At 63.0% G+C, this 22,792-nt stretch carries 20 protein-coding genes; 13 read left to right on the top strand and 7 right to left on the bottom strand.

Annotated elements, in window-relative coordinates; all coding sequences use genetic code 11:
* Nucleotides 1-162 precede the first annotated feature (162 nt).
* From APH34_RS14485 to APH34_RS14475, 3 genes are read right to left on the bottom strand one after another with little or no spacing between them, the layout of a single operon-like run.
* Nucleotides 163-1,143 carry an alpha-L-glutamate ligase-like protein gene (locus APH34_RS14485; protein ID WP_054901720.1) on the bottom strand — a complete coding sequence of 327 codons (981 nt, stop codon included), beginning with the start codon at nucleotides 1,141-1,143 and terminating at the stop codon, nucleotides 163-165.
* Nucleotides 1,143-2,678: an inactive transglutaminase family protein gene (locus APH34_RS14480; RefSeq protein WP_054901719.1), complete on the bottom strand. Its 1,536-nt coding sequence runs from the start codon at nucleotides 2,676-2,678 to the stop codon at nucleotides 1,143-1,145. Before APH34_RS14480 ends, APH34_RS14485 begins: the two co-directional genes overlap by 1 nt.
* Before the next feature lie 5 nt (nucleotides 2,679-2,683).
* Nucleotides 2,684-3,220 carry an ATP-dependent zinc protease gene (locus tag APH34_RS14475; protein ID WP_054901718.1) on the bottom strand — a complete coding sequence of 179 codons (537 nt, stop codon included), beginning with the start codon at nucleotides 3,218-3,220 and terminating at the stop codon, nucleotides 2,684-2,686.
* Between the two features lie 293 nt (nucleotides 3,221-3,513).
* On the opposite strand from APH34_RS14475, the gene APH34_RS14470 reads away from it, so the two are divergent.
* The 6 genes from APH34_RS14470 to prpD all read left to right on the top strand — a co-directional run bounded on the left by APH34_RS14470 (nucleotide 3,514) and on the right by prpD (nucleotide 11,893).
* Nucleotides 3,514-4,230, top strand: coding sequence for a GntR family transcriptional regulator (locus APH34_RS14470; protein WP_054901717.1), 717 nt, complete (start codon nucleotides 3,514-3,516; stop codon nucleotides 4,228-4,230).
* Entirely contained in the window at nucleotides 4,227-5,117 is an 891-nt protein-coding gene (prpB, locus tag APH34_RS14465) for a methylisocitrate lyase (RefSeq protein ID WP_054901716.1), read from the top strand. The genes APH34_RS14470 and prpB overlap by 4 nt, the downstream gene beginning before the upstream one ends.
* 103 nt (nucleotides 5,118-5,220) lie before the next feature.
* Nucleotides 5,221-6,348 (top strand): 2-methylcitrate synthase, encoded by a 1,128-nt coding sequence (gene prpC, locus APH34_RS14460; protein ID WP_054901715.1) that lies wholly within the window; start codon nucleotides 5,221-5,223, stop codon nucleotides 6,346-6,348.
* 152 nt (nucleotides 6,349-6,500) lie between these two features.
* Entirely contained in the window at nucleotides 6,501-9,089 is a 2,589-nt protein-coding gene (gene acnD, locus APH34_RS14455) for a Fe/S-dependent 2-methylisocitrate dehydratase AcnD (RefSeq protein WP_054901714.1), read from the top strand.
* A gap of 61 nt (nucleotides 9,090-9,150) precedes the next feature.
* A complete protein-coding gene (prpF, locus tag APH34_RS14450; protein WP_054901713.1) occupies nucleotides 9,151-10,341 on the top strand; it encodes a 2-methylaconitate cis-trans isomerase PrpF in 1,191 nt (396 codons plus the stop codon).
* A gap of 67 nt (nucleotides 10,342-10,408) precedes the next feature.
* Nucleotides 10,409-11,893 carry a 2-methylcitrate dehydratase gene (prpD, locus tag APH34_RS14445; protein ID WP_054901712.1) on the top strand — a complete coding sequence of 495 codons (1,485 nt, stop codon included), beginning with the start codon at nucleotides 10,409-10,411 and terminating at the stop codon, nucleotides 11,891-11,893.
* 91 nt (nucleotides 11,894-11,984) lie between these two features.
* On the opposite strand, the gene acnB is transcribed toward prpD, so the two are convergent.
* On the bottom strand, nucleotides 11,985-14,594 hold the full coding sequence (acnB, locus tag APH34_RS14440; RefSeq protein WP_054901711.1) for a bifunctional aconitate hydratase 2/2-methylisocitrate dehydratase: 2,610 nt from the start codon (nucleotides 14,592-14,594) through the stop codon (nucleotides 11,985-11,987).
* A 404-nt stretch (nucleotides 14,595-14,998) separates the two neighbouring features.
* Here acnB and APH34_RS14435 point away from each other — a divergent pair, with 404 nt between their 5' ends.
* The gene (locus tag APH34_RS14435) at nucleotides 14,999-15,466 is read left to right on the top strand and encodes a DUF1289 domain-containing protein (RefSeq protein ID WP_054901710.1); all 468 of its coding nucleotides are present in this window, start codon (nucleotides 14,999-15,001) and stop codon (nucleotides 15,464-15,466) included.
* A 74-nt stretch (nucleotides 15,467-15,540) separates the two neighbouring features.
* A complete protein-coding gene (locus tag APH34_RS14430; protein WP_054901709.1) occupies nucleotides 15,541-16,185 on the top strand; it encodes a hypothetical protein in 645 nt (214 codons plus the stop codon).
* Between the two features lie 50 nt (nucleotides 16,186-16,235).
* Here the strand turns inward: APH34_RS14430 and queD are convergent, their stop codons facing one another.
* Nucleotides 16,236-16,592 carry a 6-carboxytetrahydropterin synthase QueD gene (gene queD, locus APH34_RS14425; protein ID WP_054901708.1) on the bottom strand — a complete coding sequence of 119 codons (357 nt, stop codon included), beginning with the start codon at nucleotides 16,590-16,592 and terminating at the stop codon, nucleotides 16,236-16,238.
* Nucleotides 16,593-16,645: 53 nt separating this feature from the next.
* Nucleotides 16,646-17,725 carry a patatin-like phospholipase family protein gene (locus APH34_RS14420; RefSeq protein WP_054901707.1) on the bottom strand — a complete coding sequence of 360 codons (1,080 nt, stop codon included), beginning with the start codon at nucleotides 17,723-17,725 and terminating at the stop codon, nucleotides 16,646-16,648.
* A gap of 153 nt (nucleotides 17,726-17,878) precedes the next feature.
* On the opposite strand from APH34_RS14420, the gene APH34_RS14415 reads away from it, so the two are divergent.
* The 5 genes from APH34_RS14415 to APH34_RS14395 all read left to right on the top strand — a co-directional run bounded on the left by APH34_RS14415 (nucleotide 17,879) and on the right by APH34_RS14395 (nucleotide 21,850).
* A complete protein-coding gene (locus tag APH34_RS14415; protein WP_054901706.1) occupies nucleotides 17,879-18,187 on the top strand; it encodes a PepSY domain-containing protein in 309 nt (102 codons plus the stop codon).
* Nucleotides 18,187-18,501 (top strand): PepSY domain-containing protein, encoded by a 315-nt coding sequence (locus APH34_RS14410; RefSeq protein ID WP_054901705.1) that lies wholly within the window; start codon nucleotides 18,187-18,189, stop codon nucleotides 18,499-18,501. The genes APH34_RS14415 and APH34_RS14410 overlap by 1 nt, the downstream gene beginning before the upstream one ends.
* Entirely contained in the window at nucleotides 18,502-19,170 is a 669-nt protein-coding gene (locus APH34_RS14405; protein WP_054901704.1) for a response regulator transcription factor, read from the top strand.
* Nucleotides 19,167-20,486 carry a sensor histidine kinase gene (locus APH34_RS14400; protein ID WP_054901703.1) on the top strand — a complete coding sequence of 440 codons (1,320 nt, stop codon included), beginning with the start codon at nucleotides 19,167-19,169 and terminating at the stop codon, nucleotides 20,484-20,486. The genes APH34_RS14405 and APH34_RS14400 overlap by 4 nt, the downstream gene beginning before the upstream one ends.
* Before the next feature lie 206 nt (nucleotides 20,487-20,692).
* On the top strand, nucleotides 20,693-21,850 hold the full coding sequence (locus tag APH34_RS14395; protein ID WP_054901702.1) for an HPP family protein: 1,158 nt from the start codon (nucleotides 20,693-20,695) through the stop codon (nucleotides 21,848-21,850).
* Here APH34_RS14395 and APH34_RS14390 read toward each other — a convergent pair.
* Nucleotides 21,824-22,690, bottom strand: a complete 867-nt coding sequence (locus APH34_RS14390) for a LysR family transcriptional regulator (protein ID WP_054901701.1) — start codon at nucleotides 22,688-22,690, stop codon at nucleotides 21,824-21,826. The two genes, APH34_RS14395 and APH34_RS14390, sit on opposite strands and share 27 nt — an antisense overlap.
* Nucleotides 22,691-22,792 lie beyond the last annotated feature (102 nt).

The following is a 22,792-nucleotide window of genomic DNA, read 5'->3' as shown; positions in this document are numbered from 1 at the left end:
ATGTAAAAGCGAGGAGGGCGATTGTAGACCTGTGTAGGAAATGCGCCTAGCACTGGGCGCGACATTCAAACAGTGTGTGGCGCCGTGGGGCTGCTCGGCAGCCCCTTCGCGGGGCCAGCCCGCTCCTACAGATAACGCGTTAGCCACGCAGCCTGTGCTGACTCAGCGCGGATGCACGTGGCCGAACAGGCTTTGTGCCACCCGCACCCGCTGCTCCGCATCTTCGGTCACGCCGTCCTTGGACAGTGCCTCGATGTGCGCCTCGATGGCATGGGTGCGTTGGGTCAGCCCGGTGTCATTGGCAATCTGGATGTTCAGGCCTGGTCGGGCATTGAGCTCGAGGATCAGTGGCCCCTTTTCTTGGTCCAGCACCATGTCCACGCCGATATAGCCTAACCCGCACAGCTCATAGCAACCGGCCGCCAGCTTCATGAAGCCGTCCCAGTTGGGCAGTTGTACACCGTCCACGGCATTGGTGGTATCCGGATGCTTGCTGATGATGTTGTTCAGCCAGGTGCCGCGCAGGGTCACACCGGTGGCCAGGTCTACCCCTACACCGATGGCGCCCTGGTGCAGGTTGGCCTTGCCGCCGGACTGGCGGGTCGGCAGGCGCAGCATGGCCATTACCGGGTAGCCCATCAGCACGATGATACGGATGTCCGGTACCCCCTCGTAGCTGATGCTCTTGAAGATCTGGTCCGGGGTGACCCGGTACTCGATCAGTGCACGATCGCGATGCCCGCCGAGCGAGTAGAGGCCGGTGAGGATGCTCGAGATCTGGTGCTCGATCTCTTCGTGGCTGATGATCTTGCCCGACACTGTGCGGTAGCGGTCCTCGAAGCGGTCGGCTACCACCAGGATGCCATCACCGCCTGCGCCTTGCGCCGGCTTGATGACGAAATCGTTGCGCCCGCCGATGATCTCGTGGAGCTTGTCGATCTCTTTCTCGGTTTCGATGATGCCGTACATCTCCGGCACGTGAATGCCGGCCGCGAGCGCGCGTTCCTTGGTGATGATCTTGTCGTCGACGATCGGGTACAGGCTGCGCTTGTTGTACTTCAGTACATAGTCCGCATTGCGCCGGTTGATACCCATGATGCCCCGGGCCTCCAGGGCTTTCCAGGTCTTGATCAGGCCGAACATCAGGCGTCAGCCTTCTTCAGGAAAGCCTTGAAGCGCACGAGCTCGGTCAGGCGGTAGCCGCGGTAGCGACCCATCGCCAGCATGAAGCCCACCAGAATCAACAGTACCGCCGGGAAGGTGAAGACGAAGTACACCAGCTCCGGCACCATCATCAGCAGGTGTGCCAGGGAGGCTGCGAACAGGGTGCCGATGGCCACTTTCATGGCATGGCCGCCGCCACGTTCTTCCCAGGTGATCGACAGCCGCTCGATGGTCATGGTCAGGATCACCATCGGGAACAGTGCCACCGACAGCCCGCGTTCCAGGCCCAGTTTGTGGCTGAACAGGCTGATGGCGGCAATCAGCACCACGACGAAGGTCAGCACCACCGACAGGCGCGGCAGCATCTGCAGCTTGAGGTGCTCAAGGTACGAGCGCAGCGACAGGCCCAGTGCGGTGATCACCGTGAACAGCACGATGCCGAAGCCCAGTTGCGTCTCGCGGAAAGCCAGGGCGATCAAGACCGGGGTGAAGGTGCCCAGCGTCTGGATGCCGATCAGGTTGCGCAGTACCAGGATCACCAGCACGCCGATCGGGATCATCACCATGATCATGAAGGTCTGCTGGGTCTGCAGCGGCAGGCCATACAGCGAATACTCGAGGAAGTCGGCGTCGGTGTTCTCGTCGGTCAGCTTGGCCAGGCGGATGGCGTTCATCTCGCTGTTGTTCATGCTGAAGGTGACATTGGCCTTTTTGCCGCCATCGACGGTGATCAGGTTGTCGTCACCGGTCCACCACAGCAGGCGATCGTTGGGCAGGCCCTGCTCGCCGGTGTCCGGGTTGAAGTACAGCCAATCGCTGCCATTGAAGCTGCGCAACCACAGTTCGGGCGTTTGCGGGGTATCGGCCACCAGGCGGATGGTGTGCACCTTCTCCATCGGCACATGGGCGATGGACAGCAGCAGGTCGATCACCTGAGCCTTTTTCATCGACGAGGTATCGCCGGCCAGCAGCAGCTTGACGTTATCGTCGTTGAGGTTGTTGACCCGCTTGATGGTTTCGCTGACGAAGGTCTCGACGTCGGCCGAATGCTGGCGAATAGGCGCCATCAGCGCTTCGGCGGCGATCTTCTCGGGCCCTTCGACCGCCAGGCTGTCACGGAAGGTTGGCCCCTTGATAGTGGTTTTTTCATTGCTGTAGCGCTTGGTCAGCACCAGGCGGTAGTAGAGGGTCTGGTTGCCGCTGGCACGGCGTGCCGACCAGGTGACCTTGCGGTTGCCGTCGGCGCGGTTGACGCTGACCCCGTAGTTGTTGGAGATGAAGCTCTCGTTGAGGCTGACGTAGTCGCGGTTCAGCGGGGGCACGAACATCTGCACCTTGACCGGGTCCTTGGTGCTGGCGACGAACTCGACCTTGGCGTCGATGTTCCACAGGTCATCGGTTTCATCCTCGGTCACCGGGATGCCGAGAACGAGGATCTGATAGGCCGTGACCGCCACGCCGAGCAGCACCAGCACGGTGATCAGGACTTTCAGATGGAGGGTAAGAGAGCGCATCGGGATTACTCTGCTTTGGGAGCGTCGGTGGCACAGGCAGGTTTGCCGGCCGCGTATTTAAGGCTTGGGTCGACCAGCGCGTCGAAGTGCTTGAGCGCCTCGGAGCCGATCAGCAGCGGGAACTGGAAAGCGCTGCGGTCGGTGAGGTTGACTTCGATGGTGCGCCGGGCCTGGCCCATGCAGATTTCGAGTTCGATGACCGGGCGTGCGGTGTAGGCCTTGCCCGACTCCGCATCATAGTCGCCTGCCCGGCGCTTGATCTTGCTGACACGCGCCAGGGGGCGTTCGATCGGGTGCGAATGGGCGGCGTCGATGGCCAGGTAGAAGCGCACCCAGCTTTCGCCGTTGCGCTTGAAACGCTTGATATCGCGGGCGCTCAGGGACGCGGTCTTGGCGCCGGTATCGAGCTTGGCGGCCACTTCCAGGTCAAGGTCGCCAAGGCGGGCATATTCGTTCAGACCATACACGGTCTTGCCCGCCGCCTGGCCAAGGGCCGGCAGCAGGGAAAGGCATAACAGCAATAAAACGGGTGTAAGTCTCATAGTCCTGGCGCGGTGCTGTGCAAGATTCGGGGCAAGGCGACTGGCAACTACTGCGCAAGCTTCCTCGTTAATCTGTCAACAACATGAATTGATGACAAATACACTGTCCATACTCCTTCGGAGGCGCGGCATTCTATCACGCCGATGTCTTGACGCCAGCGCGTCGCGATCTGACAGCGCCGCCGGCGCATAAGTTCGTTCTTAGACGATTGTCGACAATATTGATTTTGTCTTTGACTAGAGCCGCTTGATTCGTTAGTTTCAGCTCAAGAGATTATCAAGGTGTCGACAATATGCTGGACCTCAGCACCCCCAGCGCCACCGCGGCAGACGAAACGGAAACCTTGTCCGAAAACGTCTTCCGGCGCATTCAGGCCGCCATCGTCAAGGGTGATATCGCCCCGGGCAGCAAGATCTCCGAGCCGGAGCTGGCGCGCACCTATGGCATCAGCCGAGGCCCGCTGCGCGAGGCCATCCACCGGCTGGAAGGCCAGCGCCTGTTGGTGCGGGTACCCCATGTAGGTGCGCGGGTGGTATCGCTCAACCATGGCGAACTGATCGAGCTGTATGAGATCCGCGAGTCGCTCGAAGGCATGGCCTGCCGCCTGGCTGCCGAGCGCATGAGCCAGGTCGACATCGACGAATTGCGCCGTGTGCTCGATACCCACGAGCGTGATGCCGCCTTTCAGGCCGGGCAGGGCTATTACCAGCAGGAAGGCGACTACGACTTCCACTACCGGATCATCCAGGGCAGTGGCAACCAGACCCTGGTCAAGATGCTCTGTGGCGAGCTTTACCAACTGGTGCGCATGTACCGCATCCAGTTCTCTGCCACGCCCAACCGCCCACACCAGGCGTTCGCCGAGCACCACCGCATACTCGATGCCATTGCCGACCGTGACGGCGAGCTGGCTGAGCTCCTGATGCGCCGCCACATCGGCGCGTCCAAACGCAACATCGAGCGTCACTACCTGGACGCCAACAACAACAGCCCACGAGGTGAGAAATGACTGTGAAGAACACCCCCGGTCAGCGTTTTCGCGACGCCGTTGCCGCCGAACACCCCCTGCAGGTGGTTGGCGCGATCAATGCCAATCATGCGTTGCTGGCCAAGCGCGCGGGCTTCAAGGCCATCTACCTCTCCGGCGGCGGTGTTGCCGCAGGCTCGCTGGGCCTGCCGGACCTGGGCATCACTGGCCTTGACGATGTGCTGACCGACGTGCGCCGCATCACCGACGTCTGCGACCTGCCGCTGCTGGTGGATGTCGACACCGGCTTTGGCGCCTCGGCCTTCAACGTGGCTCGCACGGTGCGTTCGATGAGCAAGTTCGGCGCCGCGGCCATCCACATCGAGGACCAGGTCGGTGCCAAGCGCTGCGGTCACCGGCCGAACAAGGAGATCGTTTCGCAGCAGGAGATGGTCGACCGCATCAAGGCCGCAGTGGATGCCCGCACCGATGACAGTTTCGTGATCATGGCGCGCACCGATGCCCTGGCGGTGGAAGGCCTGAACGCGGCGCTGGACCGCGCTGCAGCCTGCATCGAGGCCGGCGCCGACATGATCTTCCCGGAAGCCATCACTGAGCTTTCGATGTACAAGACCTTCGCCGACCGGGTGAAGGCGCCGATCCTGGCCAACATCACCGAATTCGGTGCCACGCCGTTGTACACCACCCAAGAGCTGGCCGAGGTCGACGTGTCGCTGGTGCTGTACCCGCTGTCGGCGTTCCGCGCCATGAACAAGGCGGCCGAGAATGTCTACACCGCGCTACGCCGTGACGGCACCCAAAAGAACGTGATCGATACCATGCAGACCCGCATGGAGCTCTACGATGCCATTGGTTACCACGCATTCGAGCAGAGCCTCGATGCGCTGTTTGCGCAGAAAAAAGGTTAAGCCTTTACCAGCCCTTTTGCCGGCAGCCCGGCGATAGGGCGGGGATAGCCACCCGAATTAGCCAGAAAGATATCCATAACAAATTCAAGAAAGGAGAAACACCATGGCCGAAGCAAAAGTTCTCAGTGGCGCAGGCCTGCGTGGCCAGGTAGCCGGCCAGACTGCGCTGTCGACCGTCGGCCAGGCCGGTGCCGGCCTGACCTACCGGGGCTACGACGTGCGCGACCTGGCGGCCGGTGCCGAGTTCGAGGAAGTGGCCTACCTGCTGCTATACGGCGAGCTACCGAGCAAGGCCGAGCTGGACGCGTACAAGCACAAACTCAAGGGCCTGCGGGACCTGCCGCAGGCACTGAAAGAGGTACTCGAGCGTATCCCGCTCAATGCCCATCCGATGGACGTGATGCGCACGGGGTGCTCGGTGCTGGGCACCCTGGAACCGGAACTGACCTTCGAGGCCCAGCGCGACAAGACCGATCGCCTGCTGGCATTGTTCCCGGCGGTGATGTGCTACTGGTACCGCTTCACCCACCATGGCGTGCGTATCAACTGCGCCAGCGACGAGGACACCCTCGGCGGCCACTTCCTGCACCTGCTGCACGGTAAGAAGCCGAGCGACCTGCACGTCAAGGTGATGAACGTTTCGCTGATCCTCTACGCCGAGCACGAGTTCAATGCCTCGACCTTCACGGCCCGTGTTTGCGCCTCGACCCTGTCCGACCTGTACTCCTGCGTCACGGCGGCCATCGGTTCACTGCGCGGCCCGTTGCACGGCGGTGCCAACGAAGCGGCGATGGAGCTGATCGAACGTTTCCAGAGCCCGCAGGAGGCCACCACCGAGCTGTTGCGCATGCTCGAGCGCAAGGACAAGATCATGGGCTTTGGCCATGCCATCTACAAAGAGTCCGACCCGCGCAACGAGGTGATCAAGGGTTGGTCGAAGCAGTTGGCCGACGAGGTGGGGGACAAGGTGCTGTACCCGGTCTCGGAGGCCATCGACAAGACCATGTGGGAGCAGAAGCGCCTGTTCCCCAATGCCGACTTCTACCATGCCTCGGCTTATCACTTCATGGGTATCCCGACCAAGCTGTTCACCCCGATCTTCGTCTGCTCGCGTCTCACCGGCTGGGCGGCGCACGTGTTCGAGCAGCGCGCCAACAACCGCATCATCCGCCCGAGCGCCGAATATGTCGGCGTCGAGCAGCGCGCGTTCGTGCCGATCGAGCAGCGCTGATACAGGCCCTGTAGCGAACCGGTGGGAGCCGGCTTGCTGGAGATGAAGGCGTCGCCTGATGCGGCCCGATCGCCGCCAAATCGACTCCCACAGTGATCGCAGCGTCTGTGAGCCTTATCCACGACCGTACCGTGACCGAGCCTGATAACGATATGAACACTGCATACCGCAAGAACCTGCCAGGCACTGACCTGGATTATTTCGATGCCCGCGCCGCGGTCGAGGCCATCCAGCCAGGCGCATACGACGGCCTGCCTTATACCTCCCGCGTGCTCGCTGAAAACCTGGTACGCCGCTGCGACCCGGCTACCCTGAATGCCTCGCTTGGTCAACTGATCGAGCGCAAGCGCGACCTGGACTTCCCATGGTTCCCCGCCCGCGTGGTGTGCCACGATATCCTCGGCCAGACCGCATTGGTCGACCTGGCCGGTCTGCGTGACGCCATCGCCGAAAAAGGGGGCGACCCGGCTGCGGTCAACCCGGTAGTGCCGGTGCAATTGATCGTCGACCATTCCCTGGCGGTCGAGTGCGGCGGTTTCGACCCGCAGGCGTTCGACAAGAACCGCGCCATCGAAGACCGTCGCAACGAAGACCGCTTCCACTTCATCAACTGGACCAAGAAGGCGTTCAAGAACGTCGATGTCATCCAGCCTGGCAACGGCATCATGCACCAGATCAACCTGGAGAAGATGTCACCGGTGATCCACAACGACCGTGGCGTGGCCTACCCGGACACCTGCGTCGGCACCGACAGCCACACCCCGCATGTAGACGCCCTGGGCGTGATCGCCATCGGCGTCGGTGGCCTTGAAGCCGAAAACGTCATGCTTGGCCGCGCTTCGTGGATGCGCCTACCGGAAATCGTCGGCGTCGAGCTCGGCGGCAAGCTGGCCCCGAACATCACTGCCACTGACCTGGTGCTGGCCCTGACCGAATTCCTGCGCAAGCAGAAAGTGGTCGGCGCCTATCTCGAGTTCTACGGCGAAGGTGCTCGCGCCCTGACGCTCGGCGACCGTGCGACCATCTCCAACATGGCCCCGGAATACGGGGCGACCGCTGCGATGTTCGCCATCGATCAGCAGACTATCGATTATCTCAAGCTGACCGGCCGGGAAGAACAGCAGGTCAAGCTGGTGGAAACCTACGCCAAGGCCACGGGCCTGTGGGCCGACGCCCTGGTCAAGGCCGAGTACGAGCGCGTGCTGCACTTCGATCTGTCGAGCGTGGTCCGTAACATGGCTGGCCCGTCCAACCCCCATGCCCGCGTCGCCACCAGCGAGCTGGCGGCCAAGGGAATTGCCGGCGCCTGGGACGACGTGCCGGGCCAGATGCCTGATGGCGCAGTGATCATTGCGGCCATCACCAGTTGCACCAATACCAGCAACCCGCGCAACGTGATCGCCGCTGGGCTGCTGGCGCGCAACGCCAACAAGCTTGGTCTGGTACGCAAGCCCTGGGTCAAGTCGTCGCTCGCCCCTGGCTCCAAGGCCGTGCAGTTGTACCTGGAAGAGGCCGGGCTGGAGAAAGAGCTGGAACAACTGGGCTTTGGTATCGTCGCCTTCGCGTGCACCACCTGCAACGGCATGTCCGGCGCGCTGGACCCTGTGATCCAGCAGGAGATCATCGACCGCGACCTGTATGCCACCGCAGTCCTGTCGGGTAACCGCAACTTCGACGGGCGTATTCACCCCTATGCCAAGCAGGCGTTTCTTGCGTCGCCGCCGCTGGTGGTGGCCTATGCCATCGCCGGCACCATCCGCTTCGACATCGAGAAAGACGTACTGGGCGTGGTCGATGGCCAGGAAATCCGCCTCAAGGACATCTGGCCAAGCGATGAAGAGATCGATGCGGTAGTGCGCGCGGCGGTCAAGCCGGAGCAGTTCCGCAAGGTGTACATCCCGATGTTCGCCATCGAGGAAGACCGCGGGCCGAAAGTGGCGCCGTTGTATGAGTGGCGCCCGATGAGCACCTACATCCGCCGTCCGCCGTACTGGGAAGGCGCGCTGGCCGGTGAGCGCACCCTACGCGGCATGCGCCCGCTGGCGGTGCTGCCGGACAACATCACCACCGACCACCTGTCGCCGTCCAACGCCATTCTGCTCGACAGCGCCGCAGGCGAGTACCTGGCGAAAATGGGCTTGCCGGAGGAGGACTTCAACTCGTATGCGACCCACCGTGGCGACCACTTGACGGCGCAGCGCGCCACCTTCGCCAACCCCAAGCTGTTCAACGAAATGGTGCGCAAGGAAGACGGTAGCGTGAGGCAGGGTTCGCTGGCGCGGATCGAGCCAGAAGGCAAGGTGACTCGCATGTGGGAAGCCATCGAAACCTACATGGCGCGCAAGCAGCCGCTGATCATCGTGGCCGGTGCCGACTATGGCCAGGGTTCGTCCCGCGACTGGGCGGCCAAGGGCGTGCGCCTGGCCGGTGTGGAGGCAATCGTGGCCGAGGGGTTCGAGCGTATTCACCGTACCAACCTGGTGGGCATGGGCGTGTTGCCGCTGGAGTTCAAGCCAGGCACTGACCGCAAGACCCTCGGCCTGGATGGCAGCGAGACCTATGACGTGCTGGGTGAGCGCAAGCCGCGTGCAACCCTGACGCTGGTGGTAACCCGCCGTAATGGTGAGCGCGTCGAGGTGCCAGTGACCTGCCGTCTGGACACTGCCGAGGAAGTGTCGATCTACGAGGCGGGTGGGGTGTTGCAACGCTTCGCCCAGGACTTCCTCGAAGCGACCGCATAGTTGCAGGGGGCTGCAACGCAGCCCCAAGGGTTATCTGCATATCAGACAGGACAACCAAGCAATGGCTCATGTACCGCAAACAAGAATTCCCGCCACCTACCTGCGTGGCGGTACCAGCAAAGGCGTGTTCTTCCGCCTGCAAGACCTGCCCGAACGGGCCCAGGTCCCAGGCCCGGCCCGCGACGCGTTGCTGCTACGGGTAATCGGTAGCCCTGACCCGTACGGCAAGCAGATCGATGGCATGGGCGGCGCCACGTCTAGCACCAGCAAGACCGTGATCCTGTCGAAAAGCCTCAGGCCTGATCACGATGTCGATTACCTGTTCGGCCAGGTGGCCATCGATAAGGCGTTCGTCGATTGGAGCGGCAACTGCGGCAACCTGTCCGCTGCGGTCGGCTCGTTCGCCATCAGCAACGGCCTGGTCGAGCCGGCACGTATCCCGCGCAATGGCACTGCCACCGTACGCATCTGGCAAGCCAACATCGGCAAGACCATCATCGCCCATGTGCCGATCACCGAAGGCGAAGTGCAGGAAACCGGCGACTTCGAACTCGACGGCGTGACGTTTCCAGCAGCCGAAGTGCAGCTTGAGTTCCTCGACCCGGCGGCTGACGAGGACGGCGACGGCGGCGCGATGTTCCCTACCGGCAACCTGGTGGATGACCTGGAAGTGCCCGGTATCGGCACGTTCAAGGCCACCTTGATCAATGCAGGCATCCCGACCATCTTCGTCAACGCGGCCGATATCGGCTACACCGGCACCGAGTTGCAGGATGCGATCAACGGTGACCCACACGCGTTGACCCGTTTCGAGACAATCCGCGCCTACGGCGCCGTGCGTATGGGCCTTATCGAGCATGTCGACCAGGCAGCCGGGCGTCAGCATACGCCGAAGGTGGCTTTCGTTGCGCCGCCAAGCTCCTACACTGCGTCCAGTGGCAAGGCCGTTTCGGACACTGATATCGACCTGCTGGTGCGTGCGTTGTCCATGGGCAAGTTGCACCACGCAATGATGGGCACTGCCGCGGTGGCCATCGGGACCGCTGCCGCCATCCCGGGCACGCTGGTCAACCTTGCCGCTGGCGGGGGCGAGCGCAGCGCCGTGCGTTTCGGGCACCCCTCCGGCACCTTGCGGGTCGGGGCCCAGGCGCGGCAGGTGGAAGGTGAGTGGACCGTGACCAAGGCAATCATGAGCCGCAGCGCACGGGTGCTGATGGAAGGCTGGGTGAGGGTGCCTGGCGACAGCTTCTGACGCACCACTGGCGCTTGGTTTTGGCTGAGTCGGGCTGCCCAGCAGCCCTAATTCACAGGAGCTGCAGATGAGCGCCAACGTCGACCTGAATGACCGCCCGGACTATGACCGGGTATTGCAAACCCTCGCTGACTATGTGCTCACCTACCGGGTCGAGTCCCCTGAAGCGCTGGACACCGCGCGCAATTGCCTGATGGACACGCTCGGCTGTGGCTTGCTGGCCCTGCGTTTTCCCGAATGCACCAAACTTCTTGGCCCGCTGGTGGAGGGCACCGTGGTACCCAACGGCGCGCGTGTGCCGGGCACGTCCTACCGGCTTGACCCGGTCAAGGCCGCCTGGGATATCGGCTGTGCCGTGCGCTGGCTGGATTACAACGACACCTGGCTGGCGGCCGAATGGGGCCACCCCTCCGACAACCTCGCAGGCATCCTGGCGGTGGCTGATCACCTGTCACAACGGCGCGTGGCCAGCGGTGAAGCGCCACTGGTCATGCGTGATGTGCTCCAGGCCATGGTCATGGCCCATGAGATCCAGGGCGTGCTGGCGCTGGAGAACGCGTTCAACCGCGTCGGCCTGGACCACGTGCTGCTGGTCAAGGTCGCGTCCACTGCCGTGTGTGCCAGGTTGATGGGGGCCAACCGCGAACAACTGCTGTCGGCGTTGTCCCATGCCTTTGTCGACGGCCAGGCGTTGCGCACCTATCGCCATGCCCCTAACGCCGGTTCGCGCAAGTCCTGGGCGGCGGGCGACGCCTCCAGCCGCGGCGTGCGCCTGGCCGATATCGCGCTGCGTGGCGAGATGGGCGTGCCGGGTGTGCTGACGGCGCCGCAATGGGGGTTTAACGACGTGTCGTTCAGCCACACCAACAAGGACCTGGCGCTCAAGCCTGCGGACCAGCAGGCACTGCGCCTGCCGCAACCCTTGGGTAGCTACGTGATGGAAAACGTGTTGTTCAAGATCAGCTTTCCGGCCGAGTTTCATGCCCAGACGGCCTGCGAAGCGGCAATAATCCTGCACCCGCAGGTGCGCAACCGGTTGCATGAAATCGACCGCATCGTCATCCGTTCCCAACAGTCGGCTATCCGTATCATCTCCAAACAGGGCCCACTCGCGAACGCGGCCGACCGTGACCACTGCCTGCAGTACATGGTGGCGGTGCCGCTGATTTTCGGGCAACTGGTGGCCGAACACTACGAGGACGCCTTCCATGCTGCGCACCCAAGCATTGACCGCCTGCGCGAAAAGATGGAAGTGATCGAGGAGCCGCGCTTCAGCCGCGAATACCTGGAGCCGGACAAGCGCTCGATCGCCAACGGCTTGCAGGTGTTCTTCAAGGACGGCAGCAGTACCGAGCCTGTGGTGGTGGAATACCCGCTGGGGCATCGGCGCCGGCGCGGCGAGGGCATACCCTTGCTGGAGCGAAAGTTCAGGGAGAACCTGGCAACGCGGTTCGCGCGGCAGCGCTGTGTGGATATTTTCGAGCTGTGCGAGGATCAGCAGCGGCTGGAGGATACGGCGGTGCACAGGTTTGTGGATTTGTTCGTGATTTGAGAGTGCCCTTGGCCAACGCCAAGCCCTTGCAGAACCCACAAAAAAAGCCCCGGCATCACTGCCGGGGCTTTTGCTTGCTACTTACAATCGCTTACGCCTGGACCACTGGGATCTTGGCGTTGGCTGCCGCTTCACGGAACTCGGCAATCTGGTCGAAGCTCAGGTAGCGGTAGACGTCGGCAGCCATGCTGTCGATGTCCTTGGCGTACTGCATGTACTCTTCGACGGTCGGCAGCTTGCCGATGATCGAAGCGACTGCAGCCAGCTCGGCCGAGGCCAGGTACACGTTGGTCGCGTCGCCCAGACGGTTCGGGAAGTTTCGGGTCGAGGTGGAAACCACGGTCGAACCGGTCTGCACACGTGCCTGGTTACCCATGCACAGCGAGCAGCCTGGCATTTCCATGCGTGCACCGGCCTTGCCGTAGATGCCGTAGTAGCCTTCTTCGGTCAGCTGGTGGGCGTCCATCTTGGTTGGCGGAGCCAGCCACAGACGGGTCGGAATGCCGCCCTTGACCTTGTCCAGCAACTTGCCGGCAGCACGGAAGTGGCCGATGTTGGTCATGCACGAACCGATGAACACTTCGTCGATCTTCTCGCCCTGTACCGAGGACAGCAGGCGGGCATCATCCGGGTCGTTCGGCGCGCAGAGCACAGGCTCCTTGACGTCGGCCAGGTCGATTTCGATGATCTCGGCGTATTCGGCATCGGCGTCGGCCGACAGCAGCTCAGGCTTGGCCAGCCAGGCTTCCATGGCCTGGGCACGGCGCTCCAGGGTGCGGGCATCGCCGTAGCCTTCGCCGATCATCCAGCGCAGCAGGGTGATGTTGGACTGCAGGTATTCGGCGATGGCCTTTTCCGGCAGCTTGATGGTGCAACCGGCAGCGGAACGCTCGGCCGAGGCGTCGGACAGCTCGAAAGCCTGCTCGACGGTCAGGTCGTTGAGGCCTTCGATCTCCAGGATGCGGCCGGAGAAGGCGTTTTTCTTACCCTTCTTCTCGACGGTCAGCAGGCCCTTCTGGATGGCGTAGTAAGGGATGGCATGGACCAGGTCACGCAGGGTGATGCCGGGTTGCAGTTTGCCCTTGAAGCGCACCAGGATCGACTCTGGCATGTCCAGCGGCATGACGCCGGTGGCGGCGGCGAAGGCCACCAGGCCGGAACCGGCCGGGAACGAGATGCCGATCGGGAAGCGGGTGTGCGAGTCACCACCGGTACCGACGGTGTCCGGCATCAGCATGCGGTTCAGCCAGCTGTGGATAATGCCGTCGCCTGGGCGCAGCGACACGCCGCCACGGGTGCGGATGAAGTCTGGCAGGGTGTGGTGGGTGGTGACGTCGATTGGCTTAGGATAAGCCGCGGTGTGGCAGAACGACTGCATGACCAGGTCGGCGGAGAAGCCCAGGCACGCCAGGTCTTTCAGCTCGTCGCGGGTCATCGGGCCGGTGGTGTCCTGGGAACCGACGGTGGTCATCTTCGGTTCGCAGTAGGCGCCTGGACGCACGCCCTGGCCTTCTGGCAGGCCGCAGGCGCGACCGACCATTTTCTGTGCCAGGGTGAAGCCCTTGCCGGAATCGGCAGGTTGTTCTGGCTTCTTGAACAGGTCCGAGGCACCCAGGCCCAGCTCGGCGCGGGCTTTTTCGGTCAGGCCACGGCCGACGATCAGCGGGATACGGCCGCCAGCGCGGACTTCGTCAAGCAGTACTTCGGTTTTCAGCTCGAAGTTGGTGACCAGTTCGTCGCTGTCGTGACGGCGTACTTCACCTTTGTATGGGTACACGTCGATGACGTCGCCCATGGCCAGGTTGGTGCAGTCGAACTCGATCGGCAGGGCGCCGGCGTCTTCCATGGTGTTGTAGAAGATCGGGGCGATCTTGGTGCCGAAGCAGAAGCCACCCGCGCGCTTGTTCGGCACGTAGGGGATGTCGTCGCCGAAGAACCACAGCACCGAGTTGGTAGCCGATTTACGCGAGGAGCCAGTACCGACCACGTCACCGACGTAGGCGACCGGGAAGCCCTTGGCCTTGACCGCTTCGATCTGCTCCAGCGGGCCGACCGAACCAGGCTGCTGTGGCTCGATGCCGTCGCGGGCCATCTTCAGCATGGCCAGGGCGTGCAGCGGGATGTCAGGGCGCGACCAGGCGTCCGGGGCAGGGGAGAGGTCGTCGGTGTTGGTTTCGCCTGGCACCTTGAACACGGTCAGGGTGTATTTGTCGGCGATGGCCGGGCGCGAGGTGAACCACTCGCCAGCAGCCCAGGACTCCAGCACGGCCTTGGCGTGGGCGTTGCCAGCCTTGGCTTTTTCGGCCACATCGTGGAAGGCATCGAACATCAGCAGGGTGTGCTTGAGCTGTTCGGCCGCGACGGCGCCCAGTTCGGCGTCATCCAGCAGCGCGACCAGCGTTTCGATGTTGTAGCCGCCCTGCATGGTGCCCAGCAGTTCGGTGGCGTGCTTGCGGTCGATCAGAGGCGACGTGGCTTCGCCCTTGGCGACGGCGGAGAGGAATGCAGCCTTGACGTAGGCGGCTTCGTCCACCCCTGGCGGAACGCGGTTGGTGATCAGGTCTACGAGGAAGGCTTCTTCGCCGGCCGGCGGGTTTTTCAGCAGCTCGACCAGGCCTGCAGTTTGTTCGGCGTTCAGCGGCTGGGGCACGATACCCAGGGCGGCACGCTCTTCGATGTGTTTGCGGTAGGCTTCAAGCACAGTTATTACCCTCATCAGTGGTCCCTAAAGGGAGTCCGGGACGCTCATCCAGCATTCAATGCACCCATGCGCAATCACGGCTTTTTGAGCCGCCCAGCCAGGGTCGCAGAGAATCCTTACAGAAGCTGCTTTCAAAGTTTTACGCCTGCAGAACGGGAGCTGATGAGGGCTGGCGCGGGCATGCGAGGGTGCATGGCCCGGGCCAACGCCGTTCTACCGGATGAACTGTGCTCGTGACGCTTTGAAAACAGCTTCCAACGGACATTGTTGCCTTGAAAAGGCGGGATGATTCTACGGCAAAAAAAGCCCGAACGTAAGGCGGCGAACATGACTTTAACGAGTGACCCTGGTTAGACAAAGGGCTAACATGGGCCTGTGTTCCACCGCCAAGCCGTTGTTTTTCCATGTCCAACTCGTCCATCAAGACCCCTTGCGTCGGCCTTTGCTCTACGGTGTACGGAGACACGGTCTGCCGTGGCTGCAAGCGTTTCCACCATGAAGTGATCCATTGGAACGGCTACGACGATGCGCAGAAGCGCGCCGTCTGGCTACGCCTCGAGCAGCTGTTGGCGCAGGTGATGATGGCCAAGCTCGAGGTGTTCGACAAAGGCCTGCTGCGCCAGCAGTTGCAGCAGCGCTCGATCCGCTTCGTCGAGCAACAGTCTGAGTATTGCTGGGCATACCAGCTGATTGCCCGCGGGGCGCGGATGATCCGCGATCTGGAAGCGTATGGGATGGTCTTGCTGCCCGAGTTCCGCGATTGGGACCTGCCGCAGCTGCGCGATGCCATCGACCGTGAGTTCTTCCTGTTGTCCGAAGCGCACTACCAGCGCTACATCGCACCCGCGTTCCTCAAGCAGACCTTGGAGTGAGGTACTTCCTGGTGCCTGGCTCACCCGCCGTTGCCTAGGGTAGAAGCTCAATGGCCTGACTGAGGAGAGTCAGCATGAGCGAGTACATCTTCAACCCCCGTGAAACCTTTCTGGCCCGCTGCTGGTGGCAGGGCTCGCGCATCAGTGTCGGGCCGCAGACGTGGGCCGATGCGCAAGACCGGTTGGCGGCTCTTTGGGTCGAATCAGGCAGCCAAGGTGCCCGCGGGCATTGGGACAGGTACCTGCAGAGTGAAAAGGATGGCGTGCTGGAAAAGCACCTCGCCCCGTTGGATTACCCGTCATCGACGCAGCAATACTACGAACTGTTCTGGTTTGGTGCCTACACCAAGGGCAGCGTCAGTGATGAAAAAACACGCTATTACGACATCAGGCCGGCAGACCGGGTGTGGACCCTCTCCAACTGGGTGCTGGACGGCAACGCCAGTTTCCTGTCGGGCTACGTTGGCATCTGGGCAGCCGATGCGCCAGCTGCCGCCCTACGCAAACCGCAAGGCAGCCGGCTATGGACGATCGATGGCCTGGGCCGGGAGTTGAAGCGGGGCGAGCGGCAATTCAACCTGCAGTGGGTGACACCGGATGGGGGCGAGCTCAAGCGCTTCAGCTATTACGGGGATCACTTTTTCAACACGCGCAAAGGCGAGGCCGGTTTGATTGCCATGGAAATACTCAGCATTCCTCACCACTTCGAGGAAATCTGAGTGCCAGCCAACCTGAGCGCCGCGCGGCATCAGGTTGGCTGAACGTGGGCTCAATCGCCGGTGTACTCGCAGCCACTGGTGCAGGTCTCGTGGATGCGCACCTTGGACAATTCTGGAAGTAACGGCTTGACCTGCTCCCAGATCCACTTGGCGATGACTTCGCTGGTGGGGTTCTCGAGGCCGGGGATGTCGTTCAGGTAGTTGTGGTCCAGCTGCTCGTAGATCGGCTTGAAGATGGCCTTGATCTCGGAAAAGTCGCGTATCCAGCCAGTGTGCGGGTCGAGCGGGCCGGTCAGGTGCAGGCCGACCTTGAACGAGTGGCCGTGCAGGCGGCCGCACTTGTGCCCGGCGGGCACGTTGGGCAGGCGGTGGGCCGATTCGAACGTAAATTCCTTGAAGATTTCCACGCTGTCAGAACTCTGTGTGTATCAATGATGCGCGCAGTCTACCAGCATGGCCGCTACAAGGCTTGCAACTGATCCTGCAGCCGCCCGGTGGTGATCAGCTCTAGCAGTTCGTCGCCCAGGCGCTGGCTTTCGGCGATGGCTTTGTACCAGTAGCGTTTGCGGCTCGGGGCGTCGCCCAGGAACCGTTTGAAATCGTTGCGGTCGGGCAGTTTGCCGAAGGGCAGGGCGGCCAGGTATTGCGGCGACGGCGTCAGCAGCAGCACGTTCTGCAGGCGCGTGGCATCGCCCTTGCGCCACGGCAGGGCCTTGTCGAACCAGCCGGGCACCACCTTGTCGGTGAAGTGGGGGTAGAGCACCAAGTCGTCGCCGCGGTAGGGCAGGTCGAGGTGATAGTCGAGCAGGCCACCGTCACGGTAGGTGCCGGTACCCACACCGGGGATGTCGCGTACGCCTTCCATCACCATCGGGATCGAGCCCGAAGCGAGCAGGGCATGGCGCAGGTTGGTCAGGGCCAGGGGCAGGCAACGTGAGGGGAAGTCGGTGAGCGCATCGAGCGGTGGTGCAGCGCGCTCGTCGTGCAGGATGATACGTTCGAAGTGCCGGCTCAGGCGCGAGCGGCCCAGCAGATTGTTTGCGATCACCGAGCCCAGGCCCATGCCCAGACGGCCGCGATGGTCGTGGGCCAGTTGCCCATGGCTCTTGACCACCAGCACGTTCAGGCGATAGTGCGGGTTGGCGAGGATCTGCCGGTCGCGGCCCTGCAGCAGGTCGTCGAGCATCTGTTGGCAGCTGCGACTGATCTCGCTGGGCGTGACACCCTTGGCGAAATCCTGCTCGGTATACAGTTCGCCCAGGCGCCGGATGCCCTCGACCGGATCGTCGAGGCAGGCACTGGCAAAGCGCCACGAGCCGATCGAGGCGCCAATCAAGGCGCGCTGACGTGGCGCCGATGGCAACCATTCGCCGAACAGCGCCAGGTCCAGGCCCTGGATGCCCAGGGGCTTGGGCCCACCCGCCGCGCCGGGCAGCACACCGACATCGGCCGCCTGCAGGCCGCGCTCGCGGATCTGTCGCAGGGCACGCTGGCCGGCCTTGAACGTCAAGGCGGGAAATTTGATGTGAATGGCGCTCATGGAAGACCTCGGGGCCGGCTAGCCGGACAGTATAAGGCCTGAACGCGACCGTCGGCTGCGCTATCATGGCGCCAAATGTTTTCAGGTTGAGTTAAGGACCGGTGGTTAATCTTAACCCCGTAGACCCATTGCACATCTCGCTGGAGAGACCCCATGAAAACGTTGACTGCCCTGTTCACTGCCGCTGCACTCGCTTTCGGTGCCAACATCGCCCTGGCCAAGGACGTCCAGCCTGACGAAGTGGTCAAGCTGGTCAACGAAAAGACCATCAAGTCGCTGGATGAGCTCAAGGCCGCTGCCGTGGCCAAGCACCCCGGCGCCACCGTCAAGGATTCCGAACTGGAAAACGAATACGGCCGCTACATCTACAAGGTCGAGCTGCGCGACCCACAGAACGTCGAATGGGACGTTGCCCTGGACGCCAAGACCGGTGAGGTGCTCAAGGACGAACAGGACCACTGATGATTCACTTACCCCGGCCAGCGCGTTACCTGGCGCTCTCGCTGCTGGCCGTCTGCTCCCTGGCCGTTGCCCGTGACCTGGACCAGGATGAAGCCCTCAGGCTGCGCCAGAAAGGTATCATCCTGCCGCTCGAACAACTGCTTGAGACCGCCCTGGGGCGTTACCCCGGGGCGCGTCTGTTGGAGGCCGAGCTGGAAGAGGACGATGACCGCTACGAATACGAAGTCGAGCTGCTGACCCCGCAAGGCGTGGTACGCGAGATCAAACTCGACGCCAGCACCGGTGCCCTGCTCAAAGACGAGGAAGACGACTGAATGCGCATGTTGCTTGTTGAGGACAACGTTCCCCTGGCTGACGAACTGACTACTGCCCTGCAGCGCCAGGGCTATGCCGTCGACTGGCTGGCCGATGGCCGTGATGCGGTGTACCAGGGACAGAGCGAACCCTACGACCTGATCATTCTTGACCTCGGCCTGCCGGGGTTGCCGGGTTTGGAGGTGCTGGGCCAGTGGCGTGCCGGTGGCCTTGCCACGCCGGTGCTGATCCTCACCGCGCGGGGTTCCTGGGCTGAGCGTATCGAAGGGCTGAAGGCCGGAGCTGACGACTACCTGAGCAAACCCTTCCACCCCGAAGAGCTGCAGTTGCGCATCCAGGCGTTGTTGCGCCGCGCCCGCGGCCTGGCCAACCAGCCGACGCTCGAAGCGGCCGGCCTGCACCTGGATGAAGGCCGCCAATGCGTGAGCCGCGACGGGGTGGATATCCAGCTCACCGCCGCCGAGTTCCGCCTGCTGCGCTACTTCATGCTGCACCCGCAGCAGATCCTGTCCAAGAGCCACCTGGCCGAGCACCTGTACGACGGTGAAACCGAGCGCGACTCCAATGTGCTCGAAGTCCACGTCAACCACCTGCGTCGCAAGCTGGGCCGCAGTGTCATCGAGACGCGCCGCGGGCAAGGTTACCTGTACGCCGGGCACAGCGAATGAAGTCGATCCAGGCGCGCCTTAGCCTGGGCCTGGTAGCCGTGCTGGTGGTCGTTGGGGTGGTGCTCGCGCAGCTCACGTTGTGGCTGTTCGAGGCGGGCATGCAGCGCTACCTGGAAAACGGCCTGCGCAAGGAGAGCGAAAACCTGCTGGTGGCGCTGGTGCGCGGGCCAGCGGGCTTGCAGCTGGATGAACGGCGTATCTCCGCGGCTTATCAGCGTCCATTTTCGGGCTACTACTTCCGAATCGATTTCGACCAGGGTACCTGGCGCTCGCGCTCGCTGTGGGACCTGGATATGCCCAAACCCTCAGCGCAGGGCCTTTCCGATAGCCACGAACTGGGCCCGGAAGGGCAGCAACTGCTGGCGTTGCGTGCCGACTACCGGCGCTTGGGCCAGGACATTTCGATCACCGTGGCCCAAGACTATTCCCCGGTGCGCGAGGGCTTCAGGCGCCTGCAGCAGATCGGCCTGGGCATGGGGCTGGTGGCGCTGGTGCTGGTGCTGGTGCTGCAACGTATCACCGTTACCCGCTCGCTGCGGCCATTGGAACGCGCTCGCCAGCAGATTGCCCAGTTGCAGCAAGGCCAGCGCTCACAGCTCGATGCCCAGGTGCCCAGCGAATTGGCACCGTTGGTGGACCAGATCAACCATCTGCTGAGCCATACCGAGGACAGCTTGCGCCGTTCACGCAATGCCTTGGGCAACCTCGGGCACGCGCTGAAGACACCGTTGGCGGTGTTGCTGAGCCTGGCGGCCAGCGAGCGTCTGCAGGCCCTGCCCGACGTGCGTGTGCAACTGCGCGAGCAGCTTGAACAGATTCAGCAACGCCTGGCGCGCGAACTGAACCGCGCGCGTTTGGCCGGCGATGCGCTGCCCGGCGCGCAGTTCGACTGTGACGCTGAATTGCCGGGGTTGCTTGCCACCTTGGGGATGATCCATGGCGAAGGGCTGCTGCTGGAGCGGGATGTACCGCCCGGGCTGCTGTTGCCGTGGGACCGCGAGGATTTCCTGGAGCTGTTGGGCAACCTGCTGGACAACGCCTGCAAGTGGGCGGACAGCGAGGTGCGGCTGGGGATTGCGCCTGCTGAAAATAGCTACCAGGTCTGGGTCGACGATGATGGCCCGGGGATTCCTGCAGGCCAGCGCCTGCAGGTGCTGGAGCGCGGCTCGCGGTTGGATGAACAGGTTGATGGGCATGGGTTGGGGCTGGGTATCGTGCGCGATATCGTCGAAGCCTGGGGTGGGACCTTGGCACTGTTGGAGAGCCCGTTGGGCGGATTGCGGGTAAGTCTTGCGTTGCCGCGCAAAGTGCGTTGATTGGCGCGGTGCCCCTGACAGCACTGCAAAAAAATTGCAGTACAGCCTCATTTTTTTGAATTGGCCCCAGCCTGTCGCCAACCGGCACAATCATCCTCACGAAACCTCCCGGTTTCCATCTCTCCACGGACGGAACCCCCTAGGGCCCAGGCCTCTTCTGCTGGGCTTTCTTTTTAATCCGAAGTACTACGAATACGATCTTGCAAATGTCTGCCTCGCGCTCCGAACGTCTTCTGCAGCGGCTGCTGCCGGCACCTCTGAATATCCCTCCCAAACAATGGCTGCGCGCGGGCATCGGCGCGCTGCTCGGCCTGTTCCTCGCCGGCTGGCTGACCAGCATGGCCTACGGGCCAAGCATCGCCTTGCACCTGCTGGGCCCTTTGGCCGCATCGGCGGTGCTGGTGTTTGCCGTGCATTCCGGGCCATTGGCCCAGCCCTGGCCGGTGGTGGGCAGCTATGCCTTGGCCGGTGCGGTGGGCCTGGCCATGCGCGAGGGCTTTGGCCCTGAACTATGGGTGGCGGCGGCTGCGCTGGGCCTCTCGCTCCTGGTGATGTGCCTGTTACGTTGCCTGCACCCACCGGGCGGCGGTGTGGCGGTGAGCGCGGTGCTGGCTGACTCGGGGCTGACGGCGATGGGGGATCACCTGCTCGAACCGGTGTTGCTCAACGCGCTGATCCTGGTGACGGTGGCGGTGCTGTACAACCGCATGACCGGTGTGCGCTACCCCAAGGGTGTGGCGCCGCGCAAAGACCTGCACCACACCCATGACCCACTGCCCAGCCAGCGTGTCGGCATCAGCGGCGCGGACCTGGACCAGGCCTTGGAAGAACTGGGTGAGTTCGTCGATGTGACCCGTGACGAACTCGAACGCATCATTCTGGCCACCGAACAGCATGCCCTGCAGCGCAGCCTCGGCGGCATCACTGCCGCTTCGGTGATGTCCCGCGATGTGCAGTTCGCCACGCCCGACACAACCCTGGAGCAGGCCTGGAAAATGCTCGACAACCACCACTTGAAGACCTTGCCGGTGCTGCAGCAGGGCAAGCTGGTGGGTATCGTCAGCCTCAGCGACCTGGTCGGCCCGGCCATGCAGCGTGGCCGGTTCACCTGGCGCGGCCTGTTCAACCGCAAGGCCGTGCGCATGGAACAGGTGATGAGCCGGCGCGTGGTCAGTGTCAGTGGCGAGCATCCGCTGGAGCGTTTGCTGCCGCTGCTGTGTGAGCAGGGCCTGCACTGCCTGCCTGTACTCGAAAACGGCCTGCTGGTTGGCGTGATTACCCAGACCGACTTGATCGCCGGCCTCAAACGCCAGTTGCTCAGTGCCGCGGGCAATGGTTCAGATCAGCGGGTCCCAGCGTTGTGACCAGTCGCTGGCGCCGGCTGCCACCAGCCGACGCAGCACGGCAAAGGCCTGCTGCAGGGCTTCGCTGTCGCGCTTGCGTGGGTACACCAGAAAGGTCGGGTAAGTGAATTCCGGGGCTTGCGGCACGCGCTCGAAGACCCCGCTGTCCAGGTAGGCCTGCACTACACGGGTACGGAAATAACCACTGCCGCCCTGGTCGAGGATGAACTGCAGGGCCAGCGGCCCGAGGTTGAAACTCAGCGTCGGGCGCGCGCAGTCTGGCAACGCCGCATCGTGCTGACGGCGGAACGCCTCGCCCCAGTCGATATAGATATACGGCTCCGGTTTACCGACCCGGCGCACGCGAATCAGTTTTTCCTCCATCAACTGCTCCACCTGAAGGCCTGGGCCGTAGGTTGGCTGGTACACCAGCGCGGCGTCCAGCAGGCCCATCTCCACCTTGCGTAGCAATGATTCACCGTCGCTCACCTCGCTGCGGATGGCATGGCTGGGCAACTCGCGGTGCAGCGCGCTGACCCATTCGAGCATCATCGGGTTACCCAGGCTTACCTCGCCTGCGATGTGCAGCACCTGCTGGCAGCCCTGGGGCAACGGCAGGTCGCGGCGCGCTGCCTCCCACGTCTGTACCAGCTGGTTGGCATAGCTGACAAAGGCTTCACCGTCGCTGGTCAGGCTGGCGCCGTTGCGGCTACGCACGAACAACTGGCAGCCCAGTTGCTGTTCCAGGCGCTGCACGCGGGCGGTGATGGCCGTCTGTGACACGAACAGGCGTTCGGCGGCGGCGACCAGGCTGCCGCAACGCACGATTTCCAGAAAGGTTCGGGCCTGATCGATATCCATGGGCTGCTCTGTTGCACGAAAGGTGGCCTATTCTAGAGGCTTTGCCCCGTGATGGGGCGCATTTGCGCTGTCTGCAAATTTGCAGGTCGGTTGTGACTTAAG

Origin of the sequence: Pseudomonas sp. NBRC 111131 (assembly GCF_001320525.1) — a bacterium.
GTDB lineage: Bacteria > Pseudomonadota > Gammaproteobacteria > Pseudomonadales > Pseudomonadaceae > Aquipseudomonas > Aquipseudomonas ceruminis.
The sequence above is the reverse complement of the archived record's forward strand: the minus strand, read 5'-3'. Positions and strand labels throughout refer to the sequence as shown.